This window comes from Guopingia tenuis (genome assembly GCF_014384805.1).
Lineage (GTDB): Bacteria > Bacillota > Clostridia > Christensenellales > Christensenellaceae > Guopingia > Guopingia tenuis.
Window position 1 is genome coordinate 101,524 of record NZ_JACRSS010000006.1, and the last position, 25,170, is coordinate 126,693.

A 25,170-nucleotide genomic window follows, 5' to 3' on the forward strand; every position below is an offset into this window, starting at 1 on the left:
AAAGGAGGAGTTTCATTTTGGAAAAGCAATATAAGCGCACGAATCTATTGCAGGAAAAGGACTATAACTACCGGCTGCAGGACGTTCCGGAGCCGGTGCTCTATCGGGATATGTTTTCCTATGACGACGTACCGAAAGTGCGGTTCAACCATCGGGTGGTTCCCATGCACTTCCCGGATGAAATCTGGATCACCGACACCACCTTCCGCGACGGGCAGCAGGCCCGGGCCCCCTTTGCGGCGCAGCAGATTGTGGATCTCTATAAGCTGATGCATAAACTGGGCGGCCCCAACGGGATCATCCGCCAAAGCGAGTTCTTCGTCTATACGAAAAAAGACCAGGAGGCGCTGGAACGCTGCCGTGACCTGGGGTATCAATATCCGGAGATCACCACCTGGATCCGGGCCAACAAAAAGGACTTTGAGATGGTCAAGAGCATCGGGATCGAGGAAACGGGAATTCTCGTGAGCTGCTCGGACTATCACATCTTCAATAAAATGGGATTAAACCGCCGCCAGGCGATGGATAAATACCTGGGGATTGTCAAGGACGCCCTGTCCTTTGGCATCAAGCCCCGCTGCCACTTTGAGGATATCACCCGGGCTGATTTTTATGGCTTTGTCGTTCCCTTTGCCAGCGAGCTGATGAAGCTCCGGGAGGAATCGGGAATCCCCATCAAAATCCGCATGTGCGATACGCTGGGATACGGCGTTTCCTATCCGGGCGCATCCCTGCCCCGGAGCGTTCCGGGCATCGTCTATGGCCTGCGGTTCTATTCCGGCGTTCCCAGCGAGCTTCTGGAATGGCACGGACATAACGATTTCTATAAGGTGGAGGACAACGCCGCGACTGCCTGGCTCTATGGCGCCTCCAGCGTCAACTGCTCGCTTCTGGGCATCGGGGAGCGGACGGGCAACTGCCCGCTGGAAGCCATGGCTATTGAATACTGCCAGCTGAAGGGCCGCACGGACGGCATGGATCTGAAAGTTATCACCGAGATCGCGGAGTATTTTGAAAACGAGCTGGACTATGCCATCCCCGAGCGGACGCCGTTTGTGGGCCGGAATTTCAATTCCACCCGGGCGGGCATCCATGCCGACGGGCTCTTGAAGGATGAGGAGATCTATAATATTTTCAACACGGATAAGATTCTCGGCCGGCCGGCGGGCGTCATGATCGGGGCCCATTCGGGCGCGGCGGGCATTGCCCACTGGATCAATTCCCATTTCAAGCTGAAGGGCATGGAGATCGAGAAGAAATCCGAGCTGGTGGAGAAGATCAAAGCAGTGATCGATCAGGATTTTGCCGAAGGGCGGACGACGACCTATTCGGACAGCGAGCTGGAAAACATCATCAAGGATATCGATTCCGACGCCTACCTGGCCCTGATTCACCACCGCAAGCAGGTTATCAGCAAAAAATAAGAGAGAGAATAAAGGGCGGGAGGCATCCCGCCTTTTTCGTATGTGAATTGACCAGGGGACCGGGAACGTGTTATAATGGCCCCATTGATAACACTTGAGAAAGGAAAGGGAAAAGATGGAGATTCGCAAGGAAATTCTGGATATTCTGACCAAGGATGCAAAGATTGCCAATAGACATATCGCCGCCATGCTGGGCATTGAGGAGGCAAAAGTGGCGGAAGAGATCAAGGCCATGGAGGATGAAGGAATCATCCTGCGCTACAGCGCGGTTTTGAACACCGAGGTGATGGGCGATCTGGCCCCGGCGGAGGCGTTCATTGAGTTAAAGGTATCCCCGGAGCGGGATTTTGGATATAACGATATCGCCCGCCGGGTCTATAAGTTCCCCGAGGTTACGGCTGTATACCTGAATTCCGGCCGGTGCGACCTGATTGTGAAGGTGGAGGCCAAGACCATGAAGGCCATTTCCCAGTTTGTTTGGGAAAAGCTCTCGGTTCTGGAGGGCGTCACCAGCACGGAAACGCTGTTTATCATGCGCAAATATAAGGAAAACGGGGAAATCCTTGTGGAGGATGAAAAAGAAGAAAGGCTGGTGGTCACGCCGTGAATACCGAAAAGCTGCTGGCCCGGCATGTCAAGGAGGTGCCCCCTTCGGGCATCCGCCGTTTTTTTGACATTGCCAGCGAGATGAAAGATGTGATTTCCATGAGCGTCGGGGAACCGGACTTTATTACCCCCTGGAACATCCGCGACGCAGCCATTCATTCCATTGAGGCGGGGCGCACCCACTATACGCCTAACCGCGGCCTAATGGAGCTTCGGCAGCTGGCTGTCGAATATCTGAAGGAGCGGTTCAACCTGGAATACGACGCCAAAGATACCCTTGTGACGGTGGGGGCCAGCGAGGCGCTGGATCTGGCTTTTCGCGCCATTTTGAATCCCGGGGACGAGGTTCTCGTTCCTGCGCCCTCCTATGTCTCCTATGAACCGGGAGTGCGGTTTGCCTTGGGGGTTCCCGTGGGTGTGGAAACCTTTGAGGAGGACAACTTCATTCTCACGCCCGAGAGCATCGAGCGGGCGATTACGCCGCGGACCAAGGCCATCGTCGTCCCCTATCCCAACAACCCCACGGGCGCGATTATGACCCGGGAGGAGCTGGACGCGATTCTGCCCGTGATTGAAAAGCATGACCTGCTGATTATTGCCGACGAGATCTATGCCGAGCTGACCTATGGGCGGCGGCATGTCTCCATCGCCGAGGGACATGAGGACCGGACGCTGCTCATCAACGGTTTTTCCAAGGCGTTTGCCATGACGGGATGGCGGCTGGGCTATGCCTGCGGCCCCAAGCCCCTCATCGATACCATGACGAAAATCCATCAGTATTCCATGCTCTGCGCCTCCATCATGAGCCAGGAGGCCGGCATTGAAGCGCTCTTGAGTGAACGCAATTCCGGCTATCAGCAGGTTTCCCATATGGTGACCAGCTATAACCGCCGCCGGGCGCTGGTGGTGGAGGGCTTCCGGGAAATGGGGCTGAGTTGTTTCGAGCCGCGGGGCGCCTTCTATTGCTTCCCCAATATTTCTTCTACGGGCCTGACTTCGGAGGAGTTCTGCACGCAGCTTCTGCATGAAAAGAAAATTGCCTGCGTGCCGGGAAGCGCCTTTGGCAAGAGCGGCGAAGGATTCATCCGCTGTTCCTATGCCTCCTCCATGGAAAATATCATCGAGGCCATCAAGCGCATCCGGGAGTTCATTGAGGGAAGATAACGGAAGATGAGTATAAAGTTAGTCGTAACAGATTTGGACGGAACGCTTCTGACATCGGATAAAAAGGTTTCGCCCCGGGCTATGCGCGCCATTGAAGCCATGCGGGAGAGGGGCGTGCATTTCACCATCGCCACCGGCCGCAACACCGCCTCCGCCGCCGGAATTATCCGGCAGCTCCGGATTCAGGCGCCGGTGATCGTGGGCAACGGGGCCTTTGTTCACGACCCGGACGGCAAAAAGTTCTATCACAAGGAGCTGATGCCCGAAAAGGACATCCAGACGGTGATGGACGTGACCCGGGAGATGGACACCAGCTTCTATGCCTTTGATGAAGAACTGATCTACTGTCCCCGGACGAGGGCGACCGAGGAGTCCGTCCGGTGGTTTGCCATTGCAAAAAATCCCATTCTTCAGAAATCCTTTCGCTGGTTTGATACCTATGAGCAGGTGATGCAGGCTGTCTCCGGGCGGACGGCCAAGCTCCTGATTATCGAGGGGGATCTCGAGAAGAATGCCCGGGTCCGGGCGGAGGTGGAACGCCGGGTGAAGGTGATGATCGTCAATTCCGAGCCGGAGAAGCTGGATATCTCCAATTATGGGGTTTCCAAGGGCCGGGCGATCCGCCAGGTGGCGGAGATCCTGGGGCTGAAAAAGGAGGAAGTGCTGGCGCTGGGCGATGGGGAAAACGACGCAGAGATGATGGAAAACGCGGGGATCGGCGTGGCCATGAAAAACGCGGTGGACGCCGTCAAAGATGCCGCGGATTTTGTCACCCTGGATAACGATGCAGATGGCTTTGCCTATGCCATAGAGAGGTTTGTGCTCCATGAGGAATGAAGGGGAAACGGCGGCGCTGGTCCGCTGCGACTCTTATGAAGAGGAAAAGGTGCAGGCGGCCCTGGATCGGGCGGTCGGCTTTTTGGGGGGATATGACGCGTTTTTCCGCCCGGGGATGCGGGTGGTCATCAAACCCAATCTGATGCGGAAAAGCGATCCGGCCCTTTGCGCCGTGGTGCATCCGAGCGTTATCCGCGCGGTGGCAAAGCGGGCGGTGGAGCGCGGCGCGCATGTGCTTCTGGCGGAAAGCCCGGGGGGCGTCTATAATCCGGCGGCGCTGCGGGGTATCTATGAGGCTGCCGGCCTGCTTCCCGTGGCGGAAGAGACGGGAATGGAGCTGAATTACGACACCAGCGACCGGGAGGTGCCCGTGCCTGGCCGCAGGCTCAAAAGCCTGCATGTCATCTCGCCTCTGCTGGAGGCGGATCTGGTGGTGAATATCGCCAAGATGAAAAGCCACACCCTGGCGGTCTATTCCGGGGCGGTGAAAAACCTTTATGGCGTCATTCCCGGCCTGCTGAAGGCTGAGATGCATTTTCAGCACCAGTCGGTGGAGAGCTTTTCGGATATGGTGGTGGATATCTGCGATTTTATAAAGCCGCAGCTCAACATCGTGGACGCCGTCATGGCCATGGAAGGCGAGGGGCCGGGCAGCGGCGACCCGCGGGAGGTGGACGCCCTTGTGGCATCCCCAAGCGCCTATGCGGCGGACGCGGTATCGGCGGGGCTGGCGGGCTATGCCATAGACGAACTGCCGATGCTGCGCCTGGCCCGGGAACGGGGATTGTTCTCGGGCGAGGTTGAAATCCTGGGAGACGATCCGGAGAGCCTGCGGGTGAAGGATTTTGTCCGGGCCTCTCAGCGGGGAAACCATCTGCTGCAAAGCAAGGTGCCGGGATTTCTCGTGAAGCCGCTGGAAAGCTGGTTTGCCCTCAAGCCCAAAGTGCGCCGGAAGGCCTGCGTGGGCTGCGGGATCTGTGCCCGGACCTGCCCGGTCAAAACCATCGAGATCCGGGGCCGCAAGGCAAAGATTCACCCCAAGGCGTGTATCCAGTGCTTCTGCTGCCTGGAATTCTGCCCCAAAAAGGCCATTGCCGCCAAGCGGAACTGGTTGTTCCGGGCGGCGATCCGGGTGACGGGCGGGCGGAAGAAATAGCGGATTTCCCTTTCTGTGCTTGAAAAATACGGCGGAATATGCCATAATGAACACACCGGAAGAGATGTGCTCCTCCCCATGGGAAGGAGCTTTCTTTATATAAAAAGGCCGGGCGAAAAGGGTGTCCGGCGGGAAAGGCAAGGAAACGGAATGCTGAATATTGTGCTTGTGGAGCCGGAGATTCCGCAAAACACAGGAAATATCTCCCGCACCTGCGCGGTGACGGGAGCGCGGCTGCATCTCATCGAGCCGCTGGGCTTTTCCATCGACGAAAAGCATCTGCGCCGGGCAGGGCTGGATTACTGGGATAAGCTGGAGCTGTCTGTTTATCCGGATATGGAGGCGTTTTATCAGAAAAATGCCGGAGGGAATTTCTATTATTTCTCCACAAAGGCGGAAAAGTGGTATACGGAAGTAAACTATGTGGACGGAGACTATCTGGTGTTCGGGAAGGAGACCAAGGGTCTGCCGGAAAGCCTGATCCGGGAGAATATGGACAGGGCTGTGCGAATTCCCATGCGCAGGGATCTGCGGTGCCTGAATTTGTCCAATTCTGTCGCGGTCGCCGTATACGAAGCTGAGCGCCAGCTGGGATTTTTGGATTTCATCTGATAAATTCTATTGACGCGCTGGGAAAATATCTTTAAAATATATGATGGATGGGTTTGGATTGTCCGGCTGTTAGAAAAGCCGGCGGATCTGCCAAAACCCGAGGGGGCTCCTCTGTTTTTCCAGACAGCGGACTCTATCCGGTCCTTTTATGGGAGAGTGTTTCTCCCATCAAAACCCGGGGGACAAGCTTCCCGGTACGCTTAAAATGACGGGGCAAAGCTCCCGGAATGGAAAACGGAGGAAAAAACGGATATGGATATATTCTCGCTGTTCCTGCTCTTGGGCGGTTTGGGTTTGTTCCTTTTTGGAATGAAGCTGATGTCCGATGGTTTAGAAGCGGCAGCTGGCGACAAAATGCGCCGGTGGCTGGAGGTGCTGACCAAAAATCGCTTTGCGGGCGTTGCTGTGGGCACCGGAGCAACGATGCTGGTGCAGAGCTCCAGCGCCATCACGGTGATGGTCGTCGGGTTTGTCAATGCGGGTCTTATGAGCCTTTCCCAGGCTGTCAGCGTCTGCATGGGGGCTAATATTGGAACAACCATTACAGCACAGATCGTTGCCTTTAAGGTGACGGATTTTGCTCCTCTTGTTCTGTTCCTGGGCGTGGTTATCGCCATGTTTGTGAAAGACAAGACATGGCAGAAAATCGGACAGATTATTGTTGGTTTTGGCGTGCTGTTCATGGGCATGGATATTATGGCTCAGGCAACGGCCCCTCTTGCCGAATGGGCTCCCTTTGGGCAGATTATTTCCACCTTTACAAACCCATTTATTGGAATTCTGGCGGGCATGTTGTTTACCGCAATCATTCAATCCAGCAGCGCTACGATGGGCGTATTGCTGGCGCTGGCTTCGACGGGAATTATTTCGCTGGATACCGCAATCTATGTTATTTTGGGAACGAATATCGGAACCTGCATTACTGCGATTCTGGCCAGTATCGGTGCCAACAAGACGGCCCGGCGCACGGCGGTGGTGCATGTGCTGTTCAATGTGTTTGGAACGCTGATCTTTGTCATCTTGCTGCAATTTCTGCCCATTAAAGATTGGGTATATAATCTCTCGCCTGGCGATGTGCAGCGGCAGCTGGCCAATTTCCACACTATCTTTAATGTGGTGACGACAGCGATCCTCATATGGTTCCCGCAGCTCCTCATTAAGCTTTCGTATCTGATCGTCCGGGGAGAAGATCCCAAAACAAGCCAGAAGAAGCTGCAGTATATTCTCGATAAGCCCCAGGAAAACCCCACCATCGGCGTGGGCATGGCCATCAAAGAGGTCATCCGCATGGGCAAAATGGCTGAAGATAACTTCCGCAGCTCGATTGCGGCGTTCCACGAAAAGGATACGGCGGCTGCCGACAAGGTAAAGGAAACCGAAGAGATAGTGAACTTTTTAAACCATTCCATCACGGACTATCTCTCTAAAATCAGCCAGGAGGAATTGGGCAAAAAGGACTCCAATGCGGTTTCCAGCATGTTCCATCTGGTCTGCGATATCGAGCGTATTTCCGACCATGCGGAGAATATGGCGGAATTTACCTACAGCGAGGTAGAACAGAAGATATCCTTCTCCGAAGTAGGACAGAGAGAGCTTGACAATATGATCGACCGGGTGCTGGAATGCCTGCACTATGCCATCAATGCGCTGGCGACGGGCGATGAGGCGGCGGCGCACAAGGTCATTGAGATTGAAAAAGTCGTGGATGACTTAGAGATACGGCTGAAAGACGACCATGTGGAGCGCCTCCTAAAGGGCGAATGCAGCCCCAAGGGCAGCATGATTTATGCGGATATGGTGACAAATCTGGAAAGAGTTGCCGACCATTCCACAAATATTGCGTATCGTGTGCTCGAAGCGGGTATATATAATTAAAAAGCGATGGAATCCAAAAAATATTAAAGGAGTTATGTAACTATGAAGCAGAAGACAATCGAAGATATCAATGTTGCGTCTAAGCGCGTGCTGGTTCGCGTGGACTTCAACGTTCCGCTGAACGACAAGCAGGAGATCACAGACGAGACGCGGATTCAGGCGGCTCTGCCCACCATCCGCTATCTGCTTGACCATAAGGCCAAGGTGATTCTCTGCTCGCATCTGGGCCGTCCCAAGGGCGAGTTCAAACCGGAATTCTCCCTGGCTCCCGTTGCGAAGCGCCTGCGCCAGCTGCTGGACGCCAAGGTGACCTTTGCAGAGGACGTGATCGGGCCCAGCGCCGACAAGGCCGTAAGCGAAATGCAGGACGGCGATGTAGTGCTGCTGGAAAACCTGCGCTTCCATAAGGAAGAAACCAAGAACGATCCGGAATTTGCCAAGAAGCTGGCCAGCTATGCGGATATTTTCGTCAACGATGCTTTCGGCACGGCCCATCGTGCGCATGCTTCCACAGAGGGCGTTACCCACTATCTCCCCTCGGTTGCCGGCTTCCTCATCAAAAAGGAGCTGGAGTTTATGGGCAAGGCTCTGGAGGATCCGGACCGTCCGTTCGTCGCCATTCTGGGCGGCGCGAAGATTGCGGATAAGATCCCGGTCATCGAAAACCTGTTCACCAAGGTTGACAGCCTCATCATCGGCGGCGGCATGGCCAACACCTTCCTGGCGGCTCAGGGCTATGATATGAAAAAATCCCTGGTGGACGGCGATAGCATCGAGCTGGCCAAATCCCTCATGGAGAAGGCCCGCAAGCTGGGCGTGAAGATGCTGCTTCCCATCGACGTGGTGGCGGCGGATGAGTTCAGCGCGGACGCCAAGACCGTGACGGTTCCCGTGGAGGGGATTCCGGATGGCTACATGGCTCTGGATATCGGGCTTTCCACCCGCATGATCTTTGCCGAAGAGATCTCCTCGGCCAAGACGGTCATTTGGAACGGCCCCATGGGCGTTGCGGAAATGCCTGCCTTTGCCGGCGGCACCAAGGCGGTTGCCGAGGCTATGGCGGAAGCCAGCGCCATCACCATCATCGGCGGCGGCGATTCTGCGGCAGCGGTCAAGAAGCTGGGCTTTGGCGACCGGATGACGCATATTTCCACGGGCGGCGGCGCTTCTCTGGAATTCCTGGAGGGCAAGGAGCTCCCCGGCATTGCGGCTCTGAACGTGAAATAAATAGGAACATAGATTTCAAGGGCAGAGCAATCTGCCTCTTGAATTTTTGGAGGTAAAAATATGAGAAAACCCATCATTGCGGGAAACTGGAAAATGAATAAAACCCCGGCAGAGGCAAAAGAGCTGATTGAGGCCCTGAAGCCGCTGGTGGCGGATGCCCAGGCCGAGGTCGTCGTTTGCCCGACGTTTGTTTGCCTGAGCGCTGCGAAAGAGGCGATTGCCGGCAGCAACATCCATCTGGGGGCGCAGAACCTGCATTTTGAGCCCAAGGGCGCGTATACCGGCGAAGTTTCCGCCGAAATGCTCACGTCTATCGGTGTGGAATATGTAATCATTGGCCACAGTGAACGGCGGCAGTATTTTGCTGAAACCGATGAAACCGTCAACAAAAAGGTTAAAGCGGCGCTGGCTGCCGGCCTGAAGCCCATCATCTGCGTGGGCGAGAGCCTGGAGCAGCGGGAAAAGGGCATCACGAAAGAGATCGTTTCCCTGCAGAGCAAGCTGGCCCTTGAGGGGCTTACCAAGGAGCAGGTGGCAGGCGTTGTCATCGCCTATGAGCCTATTTGGGCCATTGGCACTGGCAAAACGGCCACTTCCGACGAGGCTAACGAGACGATTGGCGATATCCGTGCGGCGGTGCGGGAAGTATACGGCGAGGCGGCGGACGAAATGCGCATCCAGTATGGCGGCAGCATGAACCCCAAGAACGCCTCCGAGCTTATGGCGAAATCTGAAATCGACGGCGGCCTGATCGGCGGCGCCAGCCTGAAGGCGGAGGATTTCAGCCAGGTCGTCAAATACTAGGAGAACAGCATATGAACAATAAATTTACAGCTCTCATCATCATGGATGGCTTTGGGGAACGCAAGGACAGCGAGGGAAACGCCGTGAAGCTGGCGGGAACTCCGCATATCAGCGCTCTGGAAGCCGAATACCCCATGACCTTTATCGGCGCTTCCGGCATGTCCGTGGGCCTGCCGGACGGGCAGATGGGCAATTCGGAAGTGGGGCACCTGAACATCGGCGCGGGCCGCATCGTATATCAGGAGCTGACCCGGATCACCAAGGCGATTCAGGACGGGGATTTTTTCCAGGTGAAGGAATTCAACGATGCCATCGATAACTGCCTGAAAAACGGCACAGACCTGCATCTTTTCGGTCTGCTTTCGGATGGCGGCGTACACAGCCATAACGAGCATCTCTATGCTCTCGTGGAGCTGGCAAAGAAGCGCGGCCTGGATCGCGTCTATATTCATTGCTTCATGGACGGCCGGGACGTTCCGCCGGACAGCGGCAAGGGCTATATGGAGCAGCTGGAAGCCAAGCTCCAGGAGATCGGCGTGGGCAAGATCGCCTCGGTCAGCGGCCGGTATTATGCCATGGACCGGGATAACCGCTGGGAGCGGGTGCAGAAGGCATATGACGCCATTGCAAAATCCGAGGGCGAATTTAATGAGAGCGCCGTGGCCGCCATGCAGGCGTCCTATGATGCGGGCGTGATGGACGAATTCGTTCTGCCCACGGTCATCACTCAAAACGGCCAGCCGGTGGCGCGGGTGAAAAAGGATGATTCGATCATCTTCTTCAATTTCCGCCCCGACCGGGCCCGGGAGATCACCCGCACCTTCATCGATCCGGAATTCTCCGGCTTTGCGCGGGAATACTTCCCGGTGTATTTCGTCTCCATGACGCAATATGACAAGACCTTCCCGAATATTCATGTGGCTTATAAGCCGCAGACGCTGGAAAATACCCTGGGCGAATACCTGAGCAAGAACGGCGTAAAACAGTTCCGCATCGCGGAAACTGAGAAATATGCCCATGTTACCTTCTTCTTCAACGGCGGCGTGGAGCAGCCCAACCCGGGAGAAGACCGGGTGCTGATCCCCTCTCCCAAGGTGGCGACCTATGACCTCCAGCCGGAGATGAGCGCCTATGAGGTGACGGAGAAGGCAGTGGAGCGCATCAAATCCGGCGAATACGGCGTGATGATCCTGAACTTTGCCAATCCGGATATGGTCGGCCACACGGGCGTTTTGGAGGCGGCGGAAAAGGCTGTCCGGACGGTAGACGAGTGCGTAGGCAAGGTGGTGGACGCCATTCTGTCCGTGGGCGGCCAGGTCATCATTACGGCGGACCACGGCAACAGCGAGCTTATGATCGATCCCGCGACGGGAGGCCCCTTCACGGCCCACACCACCAATCCCGTGCCCTTTATCCTGGTGGGCAAGGATTGGAAGGGCGCCAAGCTGCGGGAGGACGGCATTCTGGCGGATATCGCCCCCACGATGCTGGACATGATGGATTTGCCCAAACCCAAGGAAATGGAAGGAACTTCCATGATCGTGAAATAAAGTAAACGGATGGAGACAATCCCGCCCTTGCGACGGGATTGCTTTTTCCTGGGAGAAGCGGATGCGAGAGAGGCTCTATTACCCGGTTTCGGAATATTATCGGGAAAAATACGGCCAGAAGGTCTATAAACTGCCGGTGAATCTTCCCGTCACCTGCCCCAACAAGGATGCGGACGGAAGGGGATGCGATTATTGCAGCCCCCTGGGAGCAGGCTTTGAATCGTTCACAAATAATTTATCTTTTGGGGAACAAATAAGAAGGAATCGGGAGTTCATGCATAGAAAATATAAAGCAGAGCTTTTTATTCTATATTTGCAGAATTTTTCCGGCACCTTTCAGCCGGCAGCCCGGCTGGCAGAACAGATCCGATCCATGCCCATGGAGCAGATTGCGGAGATTGCCATTGCCACGCGGCCGGATTGTATATCCCGTTCCTATGCAAAAACGCTCCGGCAGCTGCAGGAGGAGCTGGAACGGCCCATTACCTTGGAGCTGGGGCTGCAAACTCCCAATTACCGTACACTTGCAAACATACACCGGGGGCACACCCTGGCGGAATTTCTGGACGCTGTCCTGGCCCTGCGGGGCGAGGGGTTTGGCGTTGTTGCCCATATGATTCTGGATCTTCCGGGAGATACGATGGAGGATGCCGTGGAGGGGGCAAAAATTCTCTCCGCGCTGGGAATCGGGGGCGTGAAGCTGCATTCCCTCTATCTGGCCAAAGGAAGCCGGATGGCGGAGCAATATGAAAGAGGGGAGCTCCCTCTTCCCGATCCGCAGGTATATATCGCCCGGGCGGCGGAGTTTTTGGCGGTGGTCCGGCCGGATATGGTGATTCACCGGATTGCCGGGCGGATTCCGGAGGAATTCTCGGCGGCGGCCGGGGGAATGAGCTGGTGGAAGATCCGGGATGGGATCGAGGCGCGGATGCGGAAAAGGGGATATACCCAGGGCTGCAAATGCGATTATCTGGACGGAAAGGCCCTCCGGCAGGCTGGATTTGAAGAACAGCAGGAATAGCGGGAAGAAGCGCAAGGGCGCTTTGAATAGAGACGAAAAATCACAAAGAAGAAAGGGATGATTTCAATGGTTCAACTAATTTATGGAACAAAGGGAAGCGGCAAGACAAAACGCCTTTTGGAGATGGTCAACAAGGAGGCGGAGACCGCGCAGGGAGATGTTATTTTCATCGACGACGACAAGCGCTATATGTATGATGTGCGGCACCAGGTGCGGTTCGTCGATGTTTCGGAATATAGTGTAGACAGCGAGGAAAAGCTCTATGGCTTTATCTGCGGCATGCTGGCCCAGAATTTTGATATTTCGGCGATTTATCTGGATGCTTTCATCCACATCGTGAAAAAGCAGCCGGAGGAAATGGAGTTTTTCTTTAAAACTCTTATCCAGCTGGCGGAAAAGAACAACGTGAAGCTGGTTTTAAATGTGAGCGCCGATCCGGCGGTCATGCCCGAGTATTTGAAAGCGTTTGTGATTTAACGGCATAAGGAAGTGTGGCTGGGAATGTTCCCAGCCGCCTTTTTTGTGTCAAAAATGTAGGAATTCGTGGATTTTTTCTGTTTCCATGGTATAATGTATGCATGGACGGGGCGGAGACAAATTTTTATGCCCCGAGCGTTCACTGCTGGCTGCTATTGTCGTTGATGCACGGCAAAGAGGCCCGGTTTTTTAGAAGAGATGTGGTGGCTGGACAAAGGATAAGTGGAAACTGTGGCTTAAAAAGAAAAGAATCTGACGCTGCAAGGCGTTTACAGCCCTTCCCGCAGACAAGCGGGAGGGGCGATAGAAGAATAAAAAATAAGCGGCAACGCCGTTTGGAGGAACTGTATGAGATTAGTCAGCACAAGAAACGCGGGAAACACTGTGGGGGCGCTGGAAGGCGTTCTGAAGGGAATCGCCGATGACGGCGGCCTGTTTGTTCCCGAAACTTTTCCGCAGATCAGCCGGGAATGTATTGAGGAGATCGGCGGCATGACCTATGCCCAGGCGGCGGCCCGGGTTCTGGGGTTCTATTTTGAAATGGATCCGGAAGAGCTTCTCGCCATGACCACTGCGGCCTATGAAAATTTCGACGATGCGCGGGTTACCCCCATGAAAAAGCTGGGAAAACGAGAATTTGTCCTGGAGCTGTTCCACGGGCCCACGCTGGCCTTCAAGGATATGGCGCTCCAGCTGCTGCCCCGGCTGATGGGCGCGGCGCTGGCAGAGAACGGGGGAAAGGAGGATGTGCTGATTTTGACGGCCACCTCCGGCGACACGGGAAAGGCGGCCCTGGAGGGTTTCAAGGACGTGCCCCGGACGAAAATCGCCGTGTTCTATCCCGAGGAAGGCGTTTCCAGCATGCAGAAGCTGCAGATGGTGACCCAGGGCGGGGAAAACACCTATGTCTGCGCTGTGCGGGGGAACTTTGACGACGCGCAGACCGGCGTAAAACAGGTGTTTGCCGATCCTCAAATGGCGGAAAAGGTGAGGGAGAAGGGCTATGTCTTTTCCTCCGCCAACTCTATCAACTTTGGAAGGCTGGCGCCGCAGATCGTGTATTATATTTATGCCTATGCCCGGCTGGTGCGGGCGGGCGAGGTGCGCATGGGCGACGAGGTGAACATCACCGTCCCCACCGGCAACTTTGGAAATATCCTGGCGGCCTATTATGCCAAGCGCATGGGGCTTCCCGTGGCAAAGCTGATCTGCGCTTCCAACAAAAACAATGTGCTCACGGACTTTTTCGATTCCGGGCGGTATGTGACCAACCGGATGTTCTTCAAGACCATGTCGCCCTCCATGGATATCCTGATTTCCAGCAATCTGGAGCGGCTGCTCTTTGAAGTGACCGAGCGCAATGCCAAATATATCGAAGAATTGATGCAGACTCTCAAAAATGAGGGACAGTACAGCATGGACGGAAGCTATCAGCGGCTGATGGCAGAAGAGTTCTATGCGGATTTTGCCGACGATGTGCGCACCATGCGCACCATCCGCCGGATCTATAAAAATTATGGATATCTGATGGATCCCCATACGGCAGTGGCCCAGACGGTCTATGAAGACTATATGACCCGCACGGGCGACCGGAAGCCCAGCATCACGGTTTCCACCGCCAGCCCCTTTAAATTTGTGCAGGATGTGCTGTTTGCGGTGAACGGGGAGCGCATTGAGGACCCGTTTGACGCGGCCATCAAGTTATCCGCCGTCACCGGCATTCCGCTGCCCGCGCAGATCGCATCTCTGAAAGACGCGCCGGTTCGGTTTGCCGACTGTGTGGATAAAGATGGCTTAAGCGACGTGATTTTGCATATGCTGTAAAAGAGAGGCGGAAGGGGAGAAAATGATGGAAGAGAAACAGACGATTTTCAGCGGAATTCAGCCTTCGGGCAACCTGACGCTGGGCAACTATCTGGGCGCCCTCAAAAACTGGGTGGATTTGCAGGAGGAATTCAACTGCTATTACTGCGTGGTGGATATGCACGCCATCACTGTCCGCCAGGAGCCTGCGGAGCTGCGCAAACGGTGCGGCGACCTTTTGGCCCTGATGGTGGCGGCGGGGCTGGACCCGGAGAAAAACACGATTTATGTGCAGTCCCATGTCAGCGCCCATGCCGAGCTGGCTTGGATCTTGAATTGCTATACCTATATGGGCGAGCTCAACCGCATGACCCAGTTTAAGGATAAGGCCCAGCGCCATCCCGATAATCTGAACGCCGGGCTATATACCTACCCTGTGCTGATGGCGGCGGATATTTTGCTTTATCACGCGAATCTTGTGCCCGTTGGAGTGGATCAGAAGCAGCATTTGGAGATTACCCGGGATATTGCCCTGCGGTTCAACAATCTGTATGGCGATGTGTTCACTATCCCCGAACCCTATATCCCCAAAGCCGGGGCCAAGATCATGAGCTTGCAGGAGCCGGAGAAGAAGATGTCTAAATCCGATCCCAATCCCAATGGCTATATTGCCCTCATGGACCCACCGGATGTAATTGCCCGCAAAATCAGGCGGGCTGTGACGGACAGCGACGGGGAGATCCGCTGTTGCGAGGAAAAGCCAGGAGTTTCCAACCTGCTTTCCATCTATGGCGCTTTGCGGGGCAAGAGCCCCGAGGAGGCGGAAAAGGATTTCGCCGGGATGAATTACGGCGCGTTGAAAGAGGCTGTCTGCGAAGCGGTGATCTCGGCGCTGGAGCCGCTGCAAAGCCGCTTTCAGGAGATTCGGGCGGATAAGGAGTTCTTAAACCGCCTGATGGGCGAAGGCGCGGAAAAAGCGGCAAAGACGGCCTATAAGACGCTGGCAAAGGTGCAGCGAAAGGTGGGCTTTGGTCCCAAAAAATTCTAAAAGGGAAAAAAGAGAGGGGATTCCCTCTCTTTTTTGTTTGCCGTTTTGCCGGCCTAATACATGGCGTTCCGGTCGACAATGGTGCCGTCCAGGGCGTTGATGGAGAGATAGCATTTTTCGCTGGCATCTTCCATGGAACCATAAGTATCGTCCCGGCCGAAGAAGTTCCAGACGGGAATGAGCTTATATTCGTTTGTATCCTTCATAAGCACCTTGCCCAGCCCCAGGGTGATACGCTCAATTTTGACGTTGGAGGGGCGCCACCAGAACATCTCATGGCCCTCCTCGTCAGGCGTCATCATATAGCCGATCTGCCGCTCGAAAATCTCCTGGATCTCCTCCCAGGGCAGGATTTTGACGGATTCGTTGTCTACCTTTACCAGGCGGGAAGGATTCTTCCAACGAATTTGATATATTTCCCCTTTATACATGGTAACAGATAAATATTCTGGCTTCCACAACTGTTGGACAACGACACCATCCCCATCCGTTGGCTTCAAATTCAGATATTCACCAACATAGTCTTCTACTGCTCCATGATAAGAACGGGTGAAAATATATTCACAGGCGTTGTCCGTCTGATAGAATTCATAAAGCTCCATATAATCGATACCCGTTGTATTTTTTAGTAAAGCACGAATTCTTTCTAATTCCGCCGGATCTTTAAGTTCGGATAAGGGTGTTGGTTGATCTGGGAGAGTATCCTCCAACTCACCTCCAATTTCGTGATAATTTGTAAGCCGGTCTACCCATAGCGCAGCTCCGGTTTCTCCATGTTCAGGATTGATGAAATTTAGGGAGTAGCGGATGTCCCCTTTTTTACAAAGAATGTTGGATTGGGGAAGAGTACTATTTTTTAATTCGATCTGATAACGAGGCGGCCCCAATTCTTCATCTTCTGGAGCAGAATTATATTTTTCATGCAGCTCTTTTAAATTAAGCTCTGCTAATTCAATATTGCTGAATTCCTTATCCCCATAAAGCTTATCATATTCATCTACAGGTAACTGCATGGATTCAGGGAGATAGGTGGGAACCTGGTCTTCTCCTTCCTTTAAAGGCTTTCCCGTTATAGTGTGTAAATTATTCTGTAGACGAAATAGGATCAATTCCATTTCGGCAATTTGTTCACGCAAGTCAGTTTTTGTAAAGATCCCATATTCATAAAGGTTATATCCAGGAAACAATCCCTCAGCGATAGCTTTCAGCGAATCCCCGCTTTCAAACAATTTTTCCTCAACGGTAAGCACCGCCATCTTGCTTTCGTCGCCGCCGGTGATATCTGCATCCACAATCAGGGTCTTGCCGGAGGATTCATACGTTCTCTCCAAATAGTAATGGCTGCCCACCCCCGTCGGCGGCCCGGGCGTCGCGGTTGCCTGAATTTTTTCCTCCAGGTCCCCCGTTTTCTGTGCAACGAAGGTTTCCTCCGGTGTGGCCTGACAGGCGGAAGCAAGAATACAGAAGGCAAGAAGAATTGCGAGAATAGAAGAAATAGACTTGGCCCTTTTCATGATTGTACCCCTTTCCCTAAAAAGTAAATAGAAATAGGATGTATAAGCAGCGTGTGAAAAATACGATTGTGGGTAATTTCATTATAAATTGCCGAATGTTTTATTTTCAATAGAATTTCGGAAAGTTAAAATGCCGGATACAACCTGTTTTAAAAAATGATGCAAAAACCGGGAAAGAAAAAATAATCTTCAGTAAAATTACACAGTTTTTGACGGAGATGAACAAAAAAGCATAATCCCCTTGACAGACCGCCAGTTATGAGTAAAATAGTTTATGGAAAGAACAGTTATAAAAAGAACTATTAGAATAACCGGCAGGAATGGAGGGAAAGGCATGAGGCGGGCAACGACGCTTCTCACCAATATGCGGAGGATCATCAAACTATATGACAGCATGCTCAAACCCGTATGTGAACATTATGATTTGACACTGATGGAAACGACTATCATCAGCTTTCTCTATAATAATCCCGGCAAGGATACGGCGGCGGATATCGTGGAGTTGCGCATGCTCGCCAAGAGCAACGTGTCCCAGGCTGTGGAAAGCCTGATCCAGAAATCCCTGCTTTACCGGACGCAGGATACAAAAGACCGGCGGAAAATCCACCTTTCACTAGCGGAGAAAACAAAACCCATTACACAGGAGATTGAAAGGGTTCGGGAAAGATTCCGGGAACGGGTTTTCCAGGGCTTTTCGGAGGAAGAAGAAAACCTCGTTGTTCAATTTAACAAACGAATTGCAGAAAATATAAAACTTGAGGGAGAAAGAGGAGAAAACAGATGAACCAGGAAAAGGACTTTTTAGGGACGATGCCAGTCGGCCGGCTGCTTTGGAAGCTGGCGATCCCCACGGTGACCGCTCAGGTCATCAACATGCTGTATAACATCGTGGACCGGATCTATATCGGCCATATTCCCGAAGTGGGAGCTGCCGCGCTGACGGGCGTGGGCGTCTGCATGCCGCTTATCATGATTGTGACGGCATTCGCCGCATTCGCCGGGTTTGGAGGGGCGCCGCGGGCGTCTATCTATATGGGCAAGGGGGATCACGCCTCGGCCGAAAAAACGCTGGGCAACTGCTTTGTAATCCAGTGTATCATTTCGGTTCTTTTGACGGCGGCTCTGCTGCTTTGGAACCGGGATTTCCTCATGGCCTTTGGCGCCAGCGAAAACACCATTGAATACGGCGTCAACTATATGAACATCTATGCTATTGGCACAATTTTTGTGCAGATGACTTTGGGAATGAACGCGTTTATCACCGCCCAGGGATTTGCCAAAACCGGAATGCTGTCGGTTCTGATCGGCGCTGTTGCCAACATCATTTTGGACCCTATCTTTATCTTTGCGTTCCAGATGGGCGTGGAAGGAGCCGCCCTGGCAACGATCATCTCTCAGGCAATGTCCTGCGCCTGGGTTCTGCTCTTCCTGTGCGGCAAAAAGACTCGCCTGAAACTGCATTGGAAAAACATGGCGCTGAAGGCCGGGATTGTTCTGCCATGCATGGCTCTTGGATTATCCACCTTCATCATGCAGGGCAGCGAAAGCGTTATTTCCATCTGCTTCAATTCCTCTCTGCTGCGGTATGGCGGCGATATCGCCGTTGGCGCGATGACGATTTTAACCAGCGTTATGCAGTTTGCCATGCTGCCTTTACAGGGGCTTGGCCAGGGCGCTCAGCCGATCATCAGCTATAATTATGGCGCGCGCAATCCCGACCGGGTAAAGGCGGCATATAAGCTGCTGCTGAAGGCCAGCCTCGTTTATTCCACATTGCTCTGGGGCTTTGTCATGCTCTTCCCGCAGGCCTTTGCCGCGATGTTCACGGATTCAGCGCCGCTTTTGGCATTCACCGGGAATGCCCTGCGGATCTATATGGCTTGCCTGCTGCTCTTTGGAATTCAGATCGCCTGCCAAATGACCTTCACATCTCTGGGGAATGCAAAGGCGTCCATTCTGGTGGCAGTGATGCGAAAATTTATCCTGTTAATTCCGCTAATCTATGTGATGCCACTGATCTTCCCGGCGGATAAGACGACGGCAGTCTATATGGCGGAGCCGGTGGCGGATTTCATTGCTGTTTCCTTTACGGTGATCCTGTTTACCTTCCAATTCCGCAAATCTTTGAAACAGATTTCGGAGATGCCAGCAAAAGCAGAAGATACAAAGTAAAAGAAAAGCGGGCCAGCCTTTCCATAAAGGACTGCTTCGCTTTATATTGAAAAGGAAAAGGGAAATAGATCAAACACGAAAGAAGAGCGGTTCAGCACACAAAGTGCCGAACCGCTCTTTTCCACCCTTGTTTGCAGTTTTAATTGTTAATACATGACATCTCGATCCATGATGGTACCATCGAGTGCATTGATAGTGACATAGCATTTTTCTTCGGCATCTTCCATGTCGGAATTGCTGTTGTCCCGGCCGAAGAAGTTCCAGACGGGAATGAGCTTGTATTCCCCGGAATCCTTCATGAGCATTTTCGCCAATCCTAAAGTAATCCGTTCAATTTTTATATCCGAGGGTTTCCACCAGAACATGGAATCTCCGCCCTCGGAACTGGGGGTCAACAAAAATTCCATCTGCTTTTCAAAAATCTGTTGGATTTCGTTCCAGGGGAGGATTTTTACATTTTCGTTATCCACTTTTACGATTTGGGAGGGATTTTTCCAATAAATATCCTCAATTTCACCATTATTCATGATGATGGTGAAATACTCAGGCTTCCAAAGCCGCTGCACCTGAACCCCATCTCCATCCGTCACGGATAATCCCAAATATTCCCCCACATAGTCTTCCTGCGCACCGTTGTAGGACCGGGTGAAAACATACTTGCAGGCATTTTCTCCCTGATATACTTCATAGAGTTCCATATAATCGATTCCTATATTTTGAAGCAGTTGCTGTACTCTCTGAAGTTCTCCGGGATCTTTTAACTCAGAAATGGGAGTGGCAATAGAAGGGATCTCTCTTTCCTCTGAAAAATCGCTCATCATATTATAAACAAAAAAGTATCCTCCTCGCTCTCCCTCTTGGATATTGATAACATCCATTTTTAATGCGGAATCACCATTTACTAAGCGAAAATTACCTTGAGCATATTCTTCGCCTTTTGGATAATGTATCATATAATCTGCAGGAGGCAGTTCATCATCTGCAGGCGCTTCTGCCTGCATTCTTTTTAAATCCTCAAGATAAAGCTCCATTATTTCTAAATCCGTCATTTCATCAGTAACTTTACCAACTAAGGAGTCTGTTGCATAGATTACTTGTTCTTCTCCTTCTTTTAACGGTTCTCCTGTAAGGGAATGGAGATTATTTTTAATCCGGAAAATCATCAATTCGGCTTCTTGAATTCCATATTCTAGCTCCCCCTTGGTAACCTCGGTATAATTGTATACAGTATATTCAGGAAATGCTCCTTCTACTATTCTTTTTAGTGAATCCCCGCTTTCAAAGGGCTTCTCTGCGACTGTCAGTACTGCCATTTTGCTTTCATCACCACCCGTGATATCAGCGTCTACAATAAGGGTATGGCCAGATTGTTCAAAGGTCTTTTCCAAAGAATAATGGCTCCCTACCCCTGTAGGAGCTTGCCCCGGGTCAGCAGTTTCTGCGATTTTATCTGTCAAATCTCCCTTTTGGCTGACAACAGCTTCTTCCGGGGTGGGCTGGCAGGCGGAAAGGAGGAGAGGGAGAGCAAAAAAACATACAAAAAGGCGAAAGCGCATATTTTTCCGGAACATAGCGAAGCCCCTTTCTTTTTAGAAGAGAAATACATTTTATGAAAAACGAAGTGTCTGTATTTTTATTGTAACTTACCAAAAGAAAGGGGACAAGACCAAACGGAAAAATTAAAAGTTTGGATACATGAAATGGGGAAGATAGTTTGAAAAGCGGACCACAAAATGAAAAAAGAGCGGTTCAGCATGCAAAGTGCCGAACCACTCTTTTCCACCCTTATTTACAATTTGCGTCAGCTGACTAAGTTAGTACATGACTCCCCGATCAACGATGCTTCCATCCATGGCGTTGATGGTGAGATAGCATTTCTCTGGACAATCCTCAAGTTCCGTATTCAAATTATCCTGACCAAAAAAGCTCCAAACGGGAATGAGTTTGTATTCGTTGGTATCCTTCATGATGACCTTCATCAGCCCTAGGCTGATGCGGTTAATCCGGAGATCCGAGGCTTTCCAGAACAACTGGCCGATTCCTTCCGCCCGGCTTTCATCACTAGGCGTGAGCATATATCCGATTTGCCGTTCAAAGATTTTCTGGATTTCACTCCAGGGGAGGATTTTGGTATTTTCGTTATCCACTTTTACAATTTGAGAAGGATTGTTCCATGTAATATCCTGAATCATTCCCTGGTACATTGTAATTTGAAAATATTCCTGCTGCCAGAGATTTTGTGCGATAACACCATCCCCATCTGTTGCGGTGAGACCCAGATAGAACGCGGCATAGTCCTCCTGCGCTCCGTTATATGCTCTTGTATAGATATATTGGCAGGCATCTTCTCCTTGATAGATACAGTTCAGTTGCATATAGTCAATCCCCATTGATTGCAAGATATTTTCGATATTCTGCTGTTCCTCAAGGTTTTTTACGTTGGCTGGCAACTCGGCTTTTAATGGTAATTTAACTAAAGAAGAATCAACATTCATTCGTTTTACCATGAAAATAGAACCGGGACGATCCGCCCAATTTGCAAAATCAACATCATATTTAATATCACCCTTCATGATGCGAAGATTCTCCTGAGGAATTACATTACCCTCAATTTTATATTGGGCAGGCTTCAATTCGGAATCCCTTGGCGCTTTTGTTGCCTTCTCTTTCAATTCATCAACATAAATTTGTAGTTTCTCTACTTTTGTTAGCTTATTTCGTTCTTCTCTACTTAGTCCCTGCAGGGAATCTGCTATAGGATATCCAACAAGACTCTCCTCCCCCTCTGGAAGAGGCTCTCCTGTTTCCGGATCTAAATGATTTTTTTCACGGAAGAGAGCTAACTCAAATCTTTTTATTTCTTTATCATAGTCCTCTTGTGTTAATTCGGCATAGTCGTAAATTTGATAATCTGGAAATAATGTTGTCACAATTTCCTTCATTGGTTCTCCACTTTCAAAAGGGTTTCCCTCCACTGTCAGCACCGGCATTCGGCCCTCTTCGCCTCCAGTGAGTTGCACATCAATGGAAAGCGTGTTCCCCGATGCTTCATATGTTTTTTCATAAATATACCGGCTCCCCACCCCTGTAGGAGCTTGCCCCGGGTCAGCAGTTTCTGAGATTTTATCCGTCAAATCCCCTTTCTGGCTGACAACAGCTTCTTCCGGAGTGGGCTGGCAAGAGCAGAGCAAACAGCAAATAGTTAATAGAATAATATTTATACGAAAAATTTTTTTTATTATCTTATTCATACGGCTGTTCCTTTCTTTATGTCTGTTTAAGCATCCACTAATTGCCAATTACCCGAAGAATATACGGAATACCCCTGATAACTGCCTACGTTCATAATACGAAGATGAACATGCCATAAATCATTATGGCTGGGAAGTTCAAATTTTGTTCCATAACGCGCCGGTTCATCATCAACTATTTGAATCCAATTCCCCACGTCATTTTTCTTATAAACCGGGTAAGCTCTCATAGTTGCGGAGCTTGGGTTGGTTGTCCATGCCTGACATTTTAGATATGGATCATGCTTTTGCGGAACAGAATTTGTTGTATAGTATCCTGATTTAGATGTCCCGCTATGACTCAGTGTTTCACCTACTGCAAACGCCGTACTGCAAACAGCAAAAATCGACATAACAACCATTACACAAACGACGATTTTTCTTGCTTTCTTTTTCATTTGTTTTTCCCCTTTGTTATTTTGATTTGTCAAGTTTGTCGAAATATGCTATACTGGTTGTGCCCTTGAAGATCACCTGCGGAACTTGCGTCCGCAGGGGCTGCCCGGCCGGATTTTCAAGGGCATTTCCTATGCCCATGGGCTTCACCTCCCCCCGTATTCAATTAGTTGCGGTTTGAAATTTGGTTGTTTCTATCCTTAATATTCCTGGGAGGGAAGGATTCTTACATAAAAATGAAAAATTTTTTAAATTTTTTTATCTAAAAAAAGAACAGACTTTCCAGTTGAATTCCCATTGGTTTTCAAATATAATAGGAACAGATTCATCGGGGCGGAATTTTTTATAACGGCATATGATTCCATAACTATTATAACACTTTCGTTGGGAGGAAAATGGGATGACGAAATATCTTTTGGCACACGACCTGGGTACCTCGGGCAACAAGGCAACGCTGTTTGACACGGACGGCGCGCTCATCAAGAGCGTAATCGCGCCCTATGACACCCATTATTACAACAATAACTGGGCCGAACAGAACCCGGAGGACTGGTGGAAGGCGGTTTGCGACAGCACAAAGCACCTTCTGGAAGGAATCGATAAAAAGGCAGTTGTCGCGGTTTCCTTCAGCGGGCAGATGCAAAACCTGCTCTGCATGGATAAAGGCGGCCGGCCTCTTGGCCCCTCCATTATCTGGGCAGATATGCGTTCCTCCAAGGAGGAAAACTATATCCGCACCCACATGGATCCCTGGAAACACTACACCACCACGGGCACCCAGCCCAGCAGCGGCTATACCCTGGAAAAGCTGATGTGGCTCAAGGCCAACGATCCGGATACCTATAAACAGACGGACAAAATCCTCTCGGCGAAGGACTATATTATTTATAAAATGACGGGGCGCTATGGCATCGATCCCTCCAACGGTTCGGGCACGGCGGCGATGGATATCGTCAAGCGGGAATGGTCGCAGGAGCTGATCGACCTGGCAGGCGTGGACGGCGAGATGTTCCCGGAAATTTTTGAGGCGACGACGGTGATGGGCGAGATCCCGGCGGGAATCGCGGAGGAATGCGGCCTGGCCCCGGGCACCAAGGTGGTGCTGGGCGGCGGCGACGGCCAGTGCTCCTCTGTGGGCGCGGGTTCGATTGCCGAGGGCAAGAGCTATGTCTGCGCAGGCTCTTCGGCTTGGGTGGCCAGCGCCTCCAGCGAGCCGGTGTTTGATAAGGAAATGCGGATTGTCAACGTGGCCCATGTCGTGCCGGGGATGTATTGCCCCAGCGGCACCATGCAGTCGGCGGGTTCGGCCTTCAACTGGGTGAAAAACGAAATCTGCCTGGATGAGCAGCGCCGGGCCAGGGAAGAGGGCAGGAGCCCTTATGACTTTATCAATCCGCAGATTGAGGCGTCGCCCGTGGGAGCCAACGGCGTTTTGTTCCTGCCTTATTTGCAGGGAGAGCGTTCGCCCCGGTGGAATCCCCATGCCAAGGGCGTTTTTGCGGGCCTCAAGATGTCCAACAAGCGGGGGGATCTGCTGCGCAGCGTCATTGAGGGCATCGGCATGAACCTCTGCATCATCCTGCGGCTTTTGCAGCAGCATATGGAGATCACGGAAATGACCATCATCGGCGGACTCTCCAAGGGGGATATCGTGCGTCAGATTTTTGCGGATATTTTCGGCACGGACATCATCAAGCTGGACTATATGGACGAGGTCTCCTCCATGGGCGCCGCGGTTGTCGCGGGCGTGGGCGTGGGAGAGCTGGGCGGCTTCCAGGATATCGACCGCTTCCTGAAAGTAAACTCGGTGAACAAGCCGGTTGCGGAGCATACGGCGGCCTATGAAAAGCTCATGCCGCTCTTTGACAAGACCTACTACGACCTGGTGGAGGTCTTTGCGGAAATGTCCAAGTAGGGAGTTTTTGGATATCAAAAGCAGATAACAAAGGCGCTCTCCCGGTTTGCGGAGGAGAGCGCCTTTGCTTTTTCTTTGCGGGACGGTTTTGCCGGGCGCCTAGGAAAGAATGCCGGAGATCAGGGCCTGCATCTCGGTTTTGGAATGCACAGCATGGGCCTTGCGGATCAGCTCATTTTGCTGGGCCTCGGTCAGCTCGCCAAACTGGCGGAACGCTTCGGGATTCTGTGCCAGGGCCATGCTGAAGCCCAGGGGAAGGTCATGCAAAGATTGTTCCAT

At 52.0% G+C, this 25,170-nt stretch carries 22 protein-coding genes; 17 read left to right on the top strand and 5 right to left on the bottom strand.

The window, feature by feature from the left end; translation table 11 throughout:
* Positions 1-17: 17 nt before the first annotated feature.
* The 14 genes from H8693_RS10385 to trpS all read left to right on the top strand — a co-directional run bounded on the left by H8693_RS10385 (position 18) and on the right by trpS (position 15,604).
* A complete protein-coding gene (locus H8693_RS10385; RefSeq protein ID WP_249280911.1) occupies positions 18-1,424 on the top strand; it encodes a beta/alpha barrel domain-containing protein in 1,407 nt (468 codons plus the stop codon).
* 115 nt (positions 1,425-1,539) lie between these two features.
* Complete coding sequence (locus H8693_RS10390) at positions 1,540-2,031, top strand: Lrp/AsnC family transcriptional regulator (protein ID WP_249280912.1); 492 nt, start codon at positions 1,540-1,542, stop codon at positions 2,029-2,031.
* Entirely contained in the window at positions 2,028-3,194 is a 1,167-nt protein-coding gene (locus tag H8693_RS10395; protein ID WP_249280913.1) for a pyridoxal phosphate-dependent aminotransferase, read from the top strand. Before H8693_RS10390 ends, H8693_RS10395 begins: the two co-directional genes overlap by 4 nt.
* Positions 3,195-3,200: 6 nt before the next feature.
* On the top strand, positions 3,201-4,031 hold the full coding sequence (locus H8693_RS10400) for a Cof-type HAD-IIB family hydrolase (protein ID WP_249280914.1): 831 nt from the start codon (positions 3,201-3,203) through the stop codon (positions 4,029-4,031).
* Positions 4,021-5,187, top strand: coding sequence for a DUF362 domain-containing protein (locus H8693_RS10405; RefSeq protein WP_249280915.1), 1,167 nt, complete (start codon positions 4,021-4,023; stop codon positions 5,185-5,187). Before H8693_RS10400 ends, H8693_RS10405 begins: the two co-directional genes overlap by 11 nt.
* Positions 5,188-5,337: 150 nt before the next feature.
* Entirely contained in the window at positions 5,338-5,799 is a 462-nt protein-coding gene (gene trmL, locus H8693_RS10410; RefSeq protein ID WP_249280916.1) for a tRNA (uridine(34)/cytosine(34)/5-carboxymethylaminomethyluridine(34)-2'-O)-methyltransferase TrmL, read from the top strand.
* A gap of 252 nt (positions 5,800-6,051) precedes the next feature.
* Complete coding sequence (locus tag H8693_RS10415; protein WP_249280917.1) at positions 6,052-7,674, top strand: Na/Pi cotransporter family protein; 1,623 nt, start codon at positions 6,052-6,054, stop codon at positions 7,672-7,674.
* A gap of 42 nt (positions 7,675-7,716) precedes the next feature.
* Positions 7,717-8,901, top strand: a complete 1,185-nt coding sequence (locus tag H8693_RS10420; RefSeq protein WP_178621142.1) for a phosphoglycerate kinase — start codon at positions 7,717-7,719, stop codon at positions 8,899-8,901.
* Positions 8,902-8,961: 60 nt separating this feature from the next.
* A complete protein-coding gene (gene tpiA / locus H8693_RS10425) occupies positions 8,962-9,705 on the top strand; it encodes a triose-phosphate isomerase (protein WP_178621140.1) in 744 nt (247 codons plus the stop codon).
* 11 nt (positions 9,706-9,716) lie between these two features.
* On the top strand, positions 9,717-11,255 hold the full coding sequence (gpmI, locus tag H8693_RS10430) for a 2,3-bisphosphoglycerate-independent phosphoglycerate mutase (protein WP_249280918.1): 1,539 nt from the start codon (positions 9,717-9,719) through the stop codon (positions 11,253-11,255).
* 61 nt (positions 11,256-11,316) lie between these two features.
* A complete protein-coding gene (locus tag H8693_RS10435) occupies positions 11,317-12,276 on the top strand; it encodes a TIGR01212 family radical SAM protein (protein WP_249280919.1) in 960 nt (319 codons plus the stop codon).
* Positions 12,277-12,342: 66 nt separating this feature from the next.
* Positions 12,343-12,753 (top strand): ATP-binding protein, encoded by a 411-nt coding sequence (locus H8693_RS10440; protein WP_249280920.1) that lies wholly within the window; start codon positions 12,343-12,345, stop codon positions 12,751-12,753.
* Positions 12,754-13,101: 348 nt separating this feature from the next.
* Entirely contained in the window at positions 13,102-14,577 is a 1,476-nt protein-coding gene (gene thrC, locus H8693_RS10445) for a threonine synthase (protein ID WP_249280921.1), read from the top strand.
* A gap of 22 nt (positions 14,578-14,599) precedes the next feature.
* Positions 14,600-15,604 carry a tryptophan--tRNA ligase gene (gene trpS / locus H8693_RS10450; protein ID WP_249280922.1) on the top strand — a complete coding sequence of 335 codons (1,005 nt, stop codon included), beginning with the start codon at positions 14,600-14,602 and terminating at the stop codon, positions 15,602-15,604.
* 53 nt (positions 15,605-15,657) lie between these two features.
* On the opposite strand, the gene H8693_RS10455 is transcribed toward trpS, so the two are convergent.
* Positions 15,658-17,118, bottom strand: coding sequence for a DUF6034 family protein (locus H8693_RS10455; RefSeq protein WP_249280923.1), 1,461 nt, complete (start codon positions 17,116-17,118; stop codon positions 15,658-15,660).
* A 334-nt stretch (positions 17,119-17,452) separates the two neighbouring features.
* On the opposite strand from H8693_RS10455, the gene H8693_RS10460 reads away from it, so the two are divergent.
* Both H8693_RS10460 and H8693_RS10465 read left to right on the top strand, forming a co-directional pair.
* Positions 17,453-17,902, top strand: a complete 450-nt coding sequence (locus H8693_RS10460) for a MarR family winged helix-turn-helix transcriptional regulator (RefSeq protein WP_249280924.1) — start codon at positions 17,453-17,455, stop codon at positions 17,900-17,902.
* The gene (locus H8693_RS10465; protein ID WP_249280925.1) at positions 17,899-19,290 is read left to right on the top strand and encodes an MATE family efflux transporter; all 1,392 of its coding nucleotides are present in this window, start codon (positions 17,899-17,901) and stop codon (positions 19,288-19,290) included. Before H8693_RS10460 ends, H8693_RS10465 begins: the two co-directional genes overlap by 4 nt.
* Before the next feature lie 146 nt (positions 19,291-19,436).
* Here the strand turns inward: H8693_RS10465 and H8693_RS10470 are convergent, their stop codons facing one another.
* The 3 genes from H8693_RS10470 to H8693_RS10480 all read right to left on the bottom strand — a co-directional run bounded on the left by H8693_RS10470 (position 19,437) and on the right by H8693_RS10480 (position 22,978).
* Positions 19,437-20,861, bottom strand: a complete 1,425-nt coding sequence (locus H8693_RS10470; protein WP_249280926.1) for a DUF6034 family protein — start codon at positions 20,859-20,861, stop codon at positions 19,437-19,439.
* A 243-nt stretch (positions 20,862-21,104) separates the two neighbouring features.
* Positions 21,105-22,541, bottom strand: a complete 1,437-nt coding sequence (locus tag H8693_RS10475) for a DUF6034 family protein (RefSeq protein ID WP_249280927.1) — start codon at positions 22,539-22,541, stop codon at positions 21,105-21,107.
* A gap of 26 nt (positions 22,542-22,567) precedes the next feature.
* Positions 22,568-22,978: a hypothetical protein gene (locus tag H8693_RS10480; RefSeq protein WP_249280928.1), complete on the bottom strand. Its 411-nt coding sequence runs from the start codon at positions 22,976-22,978 to the stop codon at positions 22,568-22,570.
* Positions 22,979-23,376: 398 nt separating this feature from the next.
* On the opposite strand from H8693_RS10480, the gene H8693_RS10485 reads away from it, so the two are divergent.
* On the top strand, positions 23,377-24,891 hold the full coding sequence (locus H8693_RS10485) for a xylulokinase (protein WP_249280929.1): 1,515 nt from the start codon (positions 23,377-23,379) through the stop codon (positions 24,889-24,891).
* Positions 24,892-24,990: 99 nt separating this feature from the next.
* On the opposite strand, the gene H8693_RS10490 is transcribed toward H8693_RS10485, so the two are convergent.
* A complete protein-coding gene (locus H8693_RS10490) occupies positions 24,991-25,170 on the bottom strand; it encodes a hypothetical protein (RefSeq protein ID WP_178621517.1) in 180 nt (59 codons plus the stop codon).

Excerpts from the sequence above, each read along its gene's own strand:
- H8693_RS10390 (WP_249280912.1), top strand. The coding sequence starts at position 1,540 with ATGGAGATTCGCAAGGAAATTCTGGATATTCTGACCAAGGATGCAAAG.
- H8693_RS10400 (WP_249280914.1), top strand. The coding sequence starts at position 3,201 with ATGAGTATAAAGTTAGTCGTAACAGATTTGGACGGAACGCTTCTGACA.
- H8693_RS10405 (WP_249280915.1), top strand. The coding sequence starts at position 4,021 with ATGAGGAATGAAGGGGAAACGGCGGCGCTGGTCCGCTGCGACTCTTAT.
- trmL (WP_249280916.1), top strand. The coding sequence starts at position 5,338 with ATGCTGAATATTGTGCTTGTGGAGCCGGAGATTCCGCAAAACACAGGA.
- H8693_RS10415 (WP_249280917.1), top strand. The coding sequence starts at position 6,052 with ATGGATATATTCTCGCTGTTCCTGCTCTTGGGCGGTTTGGGTTTGTTC.
- H8693_RS10420 (WP_178621142.1), top strand. The coding sequence starts at position 7,717 with ATGAAGCAGAAGACAATCGAAGATATCAATGTTGCGTCTAAGCGCGTG.
- tpiA (WP_178621140.1), top strand. The coding sequence starts at position 8,962 with ATGAGAAAACCCATCATTGCGGGAAACTGGAAAATGAATAAAACCCCG.
- gpmI (WP_249280918.1), top strand. The coding sequence starts at position 9,717 with ATGAACAATAAATTTACAGCTCTCATCATCATGGATGGCTTTGGGGAA.
- H8693_RS10435 (WP_249280919.1), top strand. The coding sequence starts at position 11,317 with ATGCGAGAGAGGCTCTATTACCCGGTTTCGGAATATTATCGGGAAAAA.
- H8693_RS10440 (WP_249280920.1), top strand. The coding sequence starts at position 12,343 with ATGGTTCAACTAATTTATGGAACAAAGGGAAGCGGCAAGACAAAACGC.
- thrC (WP_249280921.1), top strand. The coding sequence starts at position 13,102 with ATGAGATTAGTCAGCACAAGAAACGCGGGAAACACTGTGGGGGCGCTG.
- trpS (WP_249280922.1), top strand. The coding sequence starts at position 14,600 with ATGATGGAAGAGAAACAGACGATTTTCAGCGGAATTCAGCCTTCGGGC.
- H8693_RS10455 (WP_249280923.1), bottom strand. The coding sequence starts at position 17,118 with ATGAAAAGGGCCAAGTCTATTTCTTCTATTCTCGCAATTCTTCTTGCC.
- H8693_RS10460 (WP_249280924.1), top strand. The coding sequence starts at position 17,453 with ATGAGGCGGGCAACGACGCTTCTCACCAATATGCGGAGGATCATCAAA.
- H8693_RS10465 (WP_249280925.1), top strand. The coding sequence starts at position 17,899 with ATGAACCAGGAAAAGGACTTTTTAGGGACGATGCCAGTCGGCCGGCTG.
- H8693_RS10470 (WP_249280926.1), bottom strand. The coding sequence starts at position 20,861 with ATGTTCCGGAAAAATATGCGCTTTCGCCTTTTTGTATGTTTTTTTGCT.
- H8693_RS10475 (WP_249280927.1), bottom strand. The coding sequence starts at position 22,541 with ATGAATAAGATAATAAAAAAAATTTTTCGTATAAATATTATTCTATTA.
- H8693_RS10480 (WP_249280928.1), bottom strand. The coding sequence starts at position 22,978 with ATGAAAAAGAAAGCAAGAAAAATCGTCGTTTGTGTAATGGTTGTTATG.
- H8693_RS10485 (WP_249280929.1), top strand. The coding sequence starts at position 23,377 with ATGACGAAATATCTTTTGGCACACGACCTGGGTACCTCGGGCAACAAG.
- H8693_RS10490 (WP_178621517.1), bottom strand. The coding sequence starts at position 25,170 with ATGGAACAATCTTTGCATGACCTTCCCCTGGGCTTCAGCATGGCCCTG.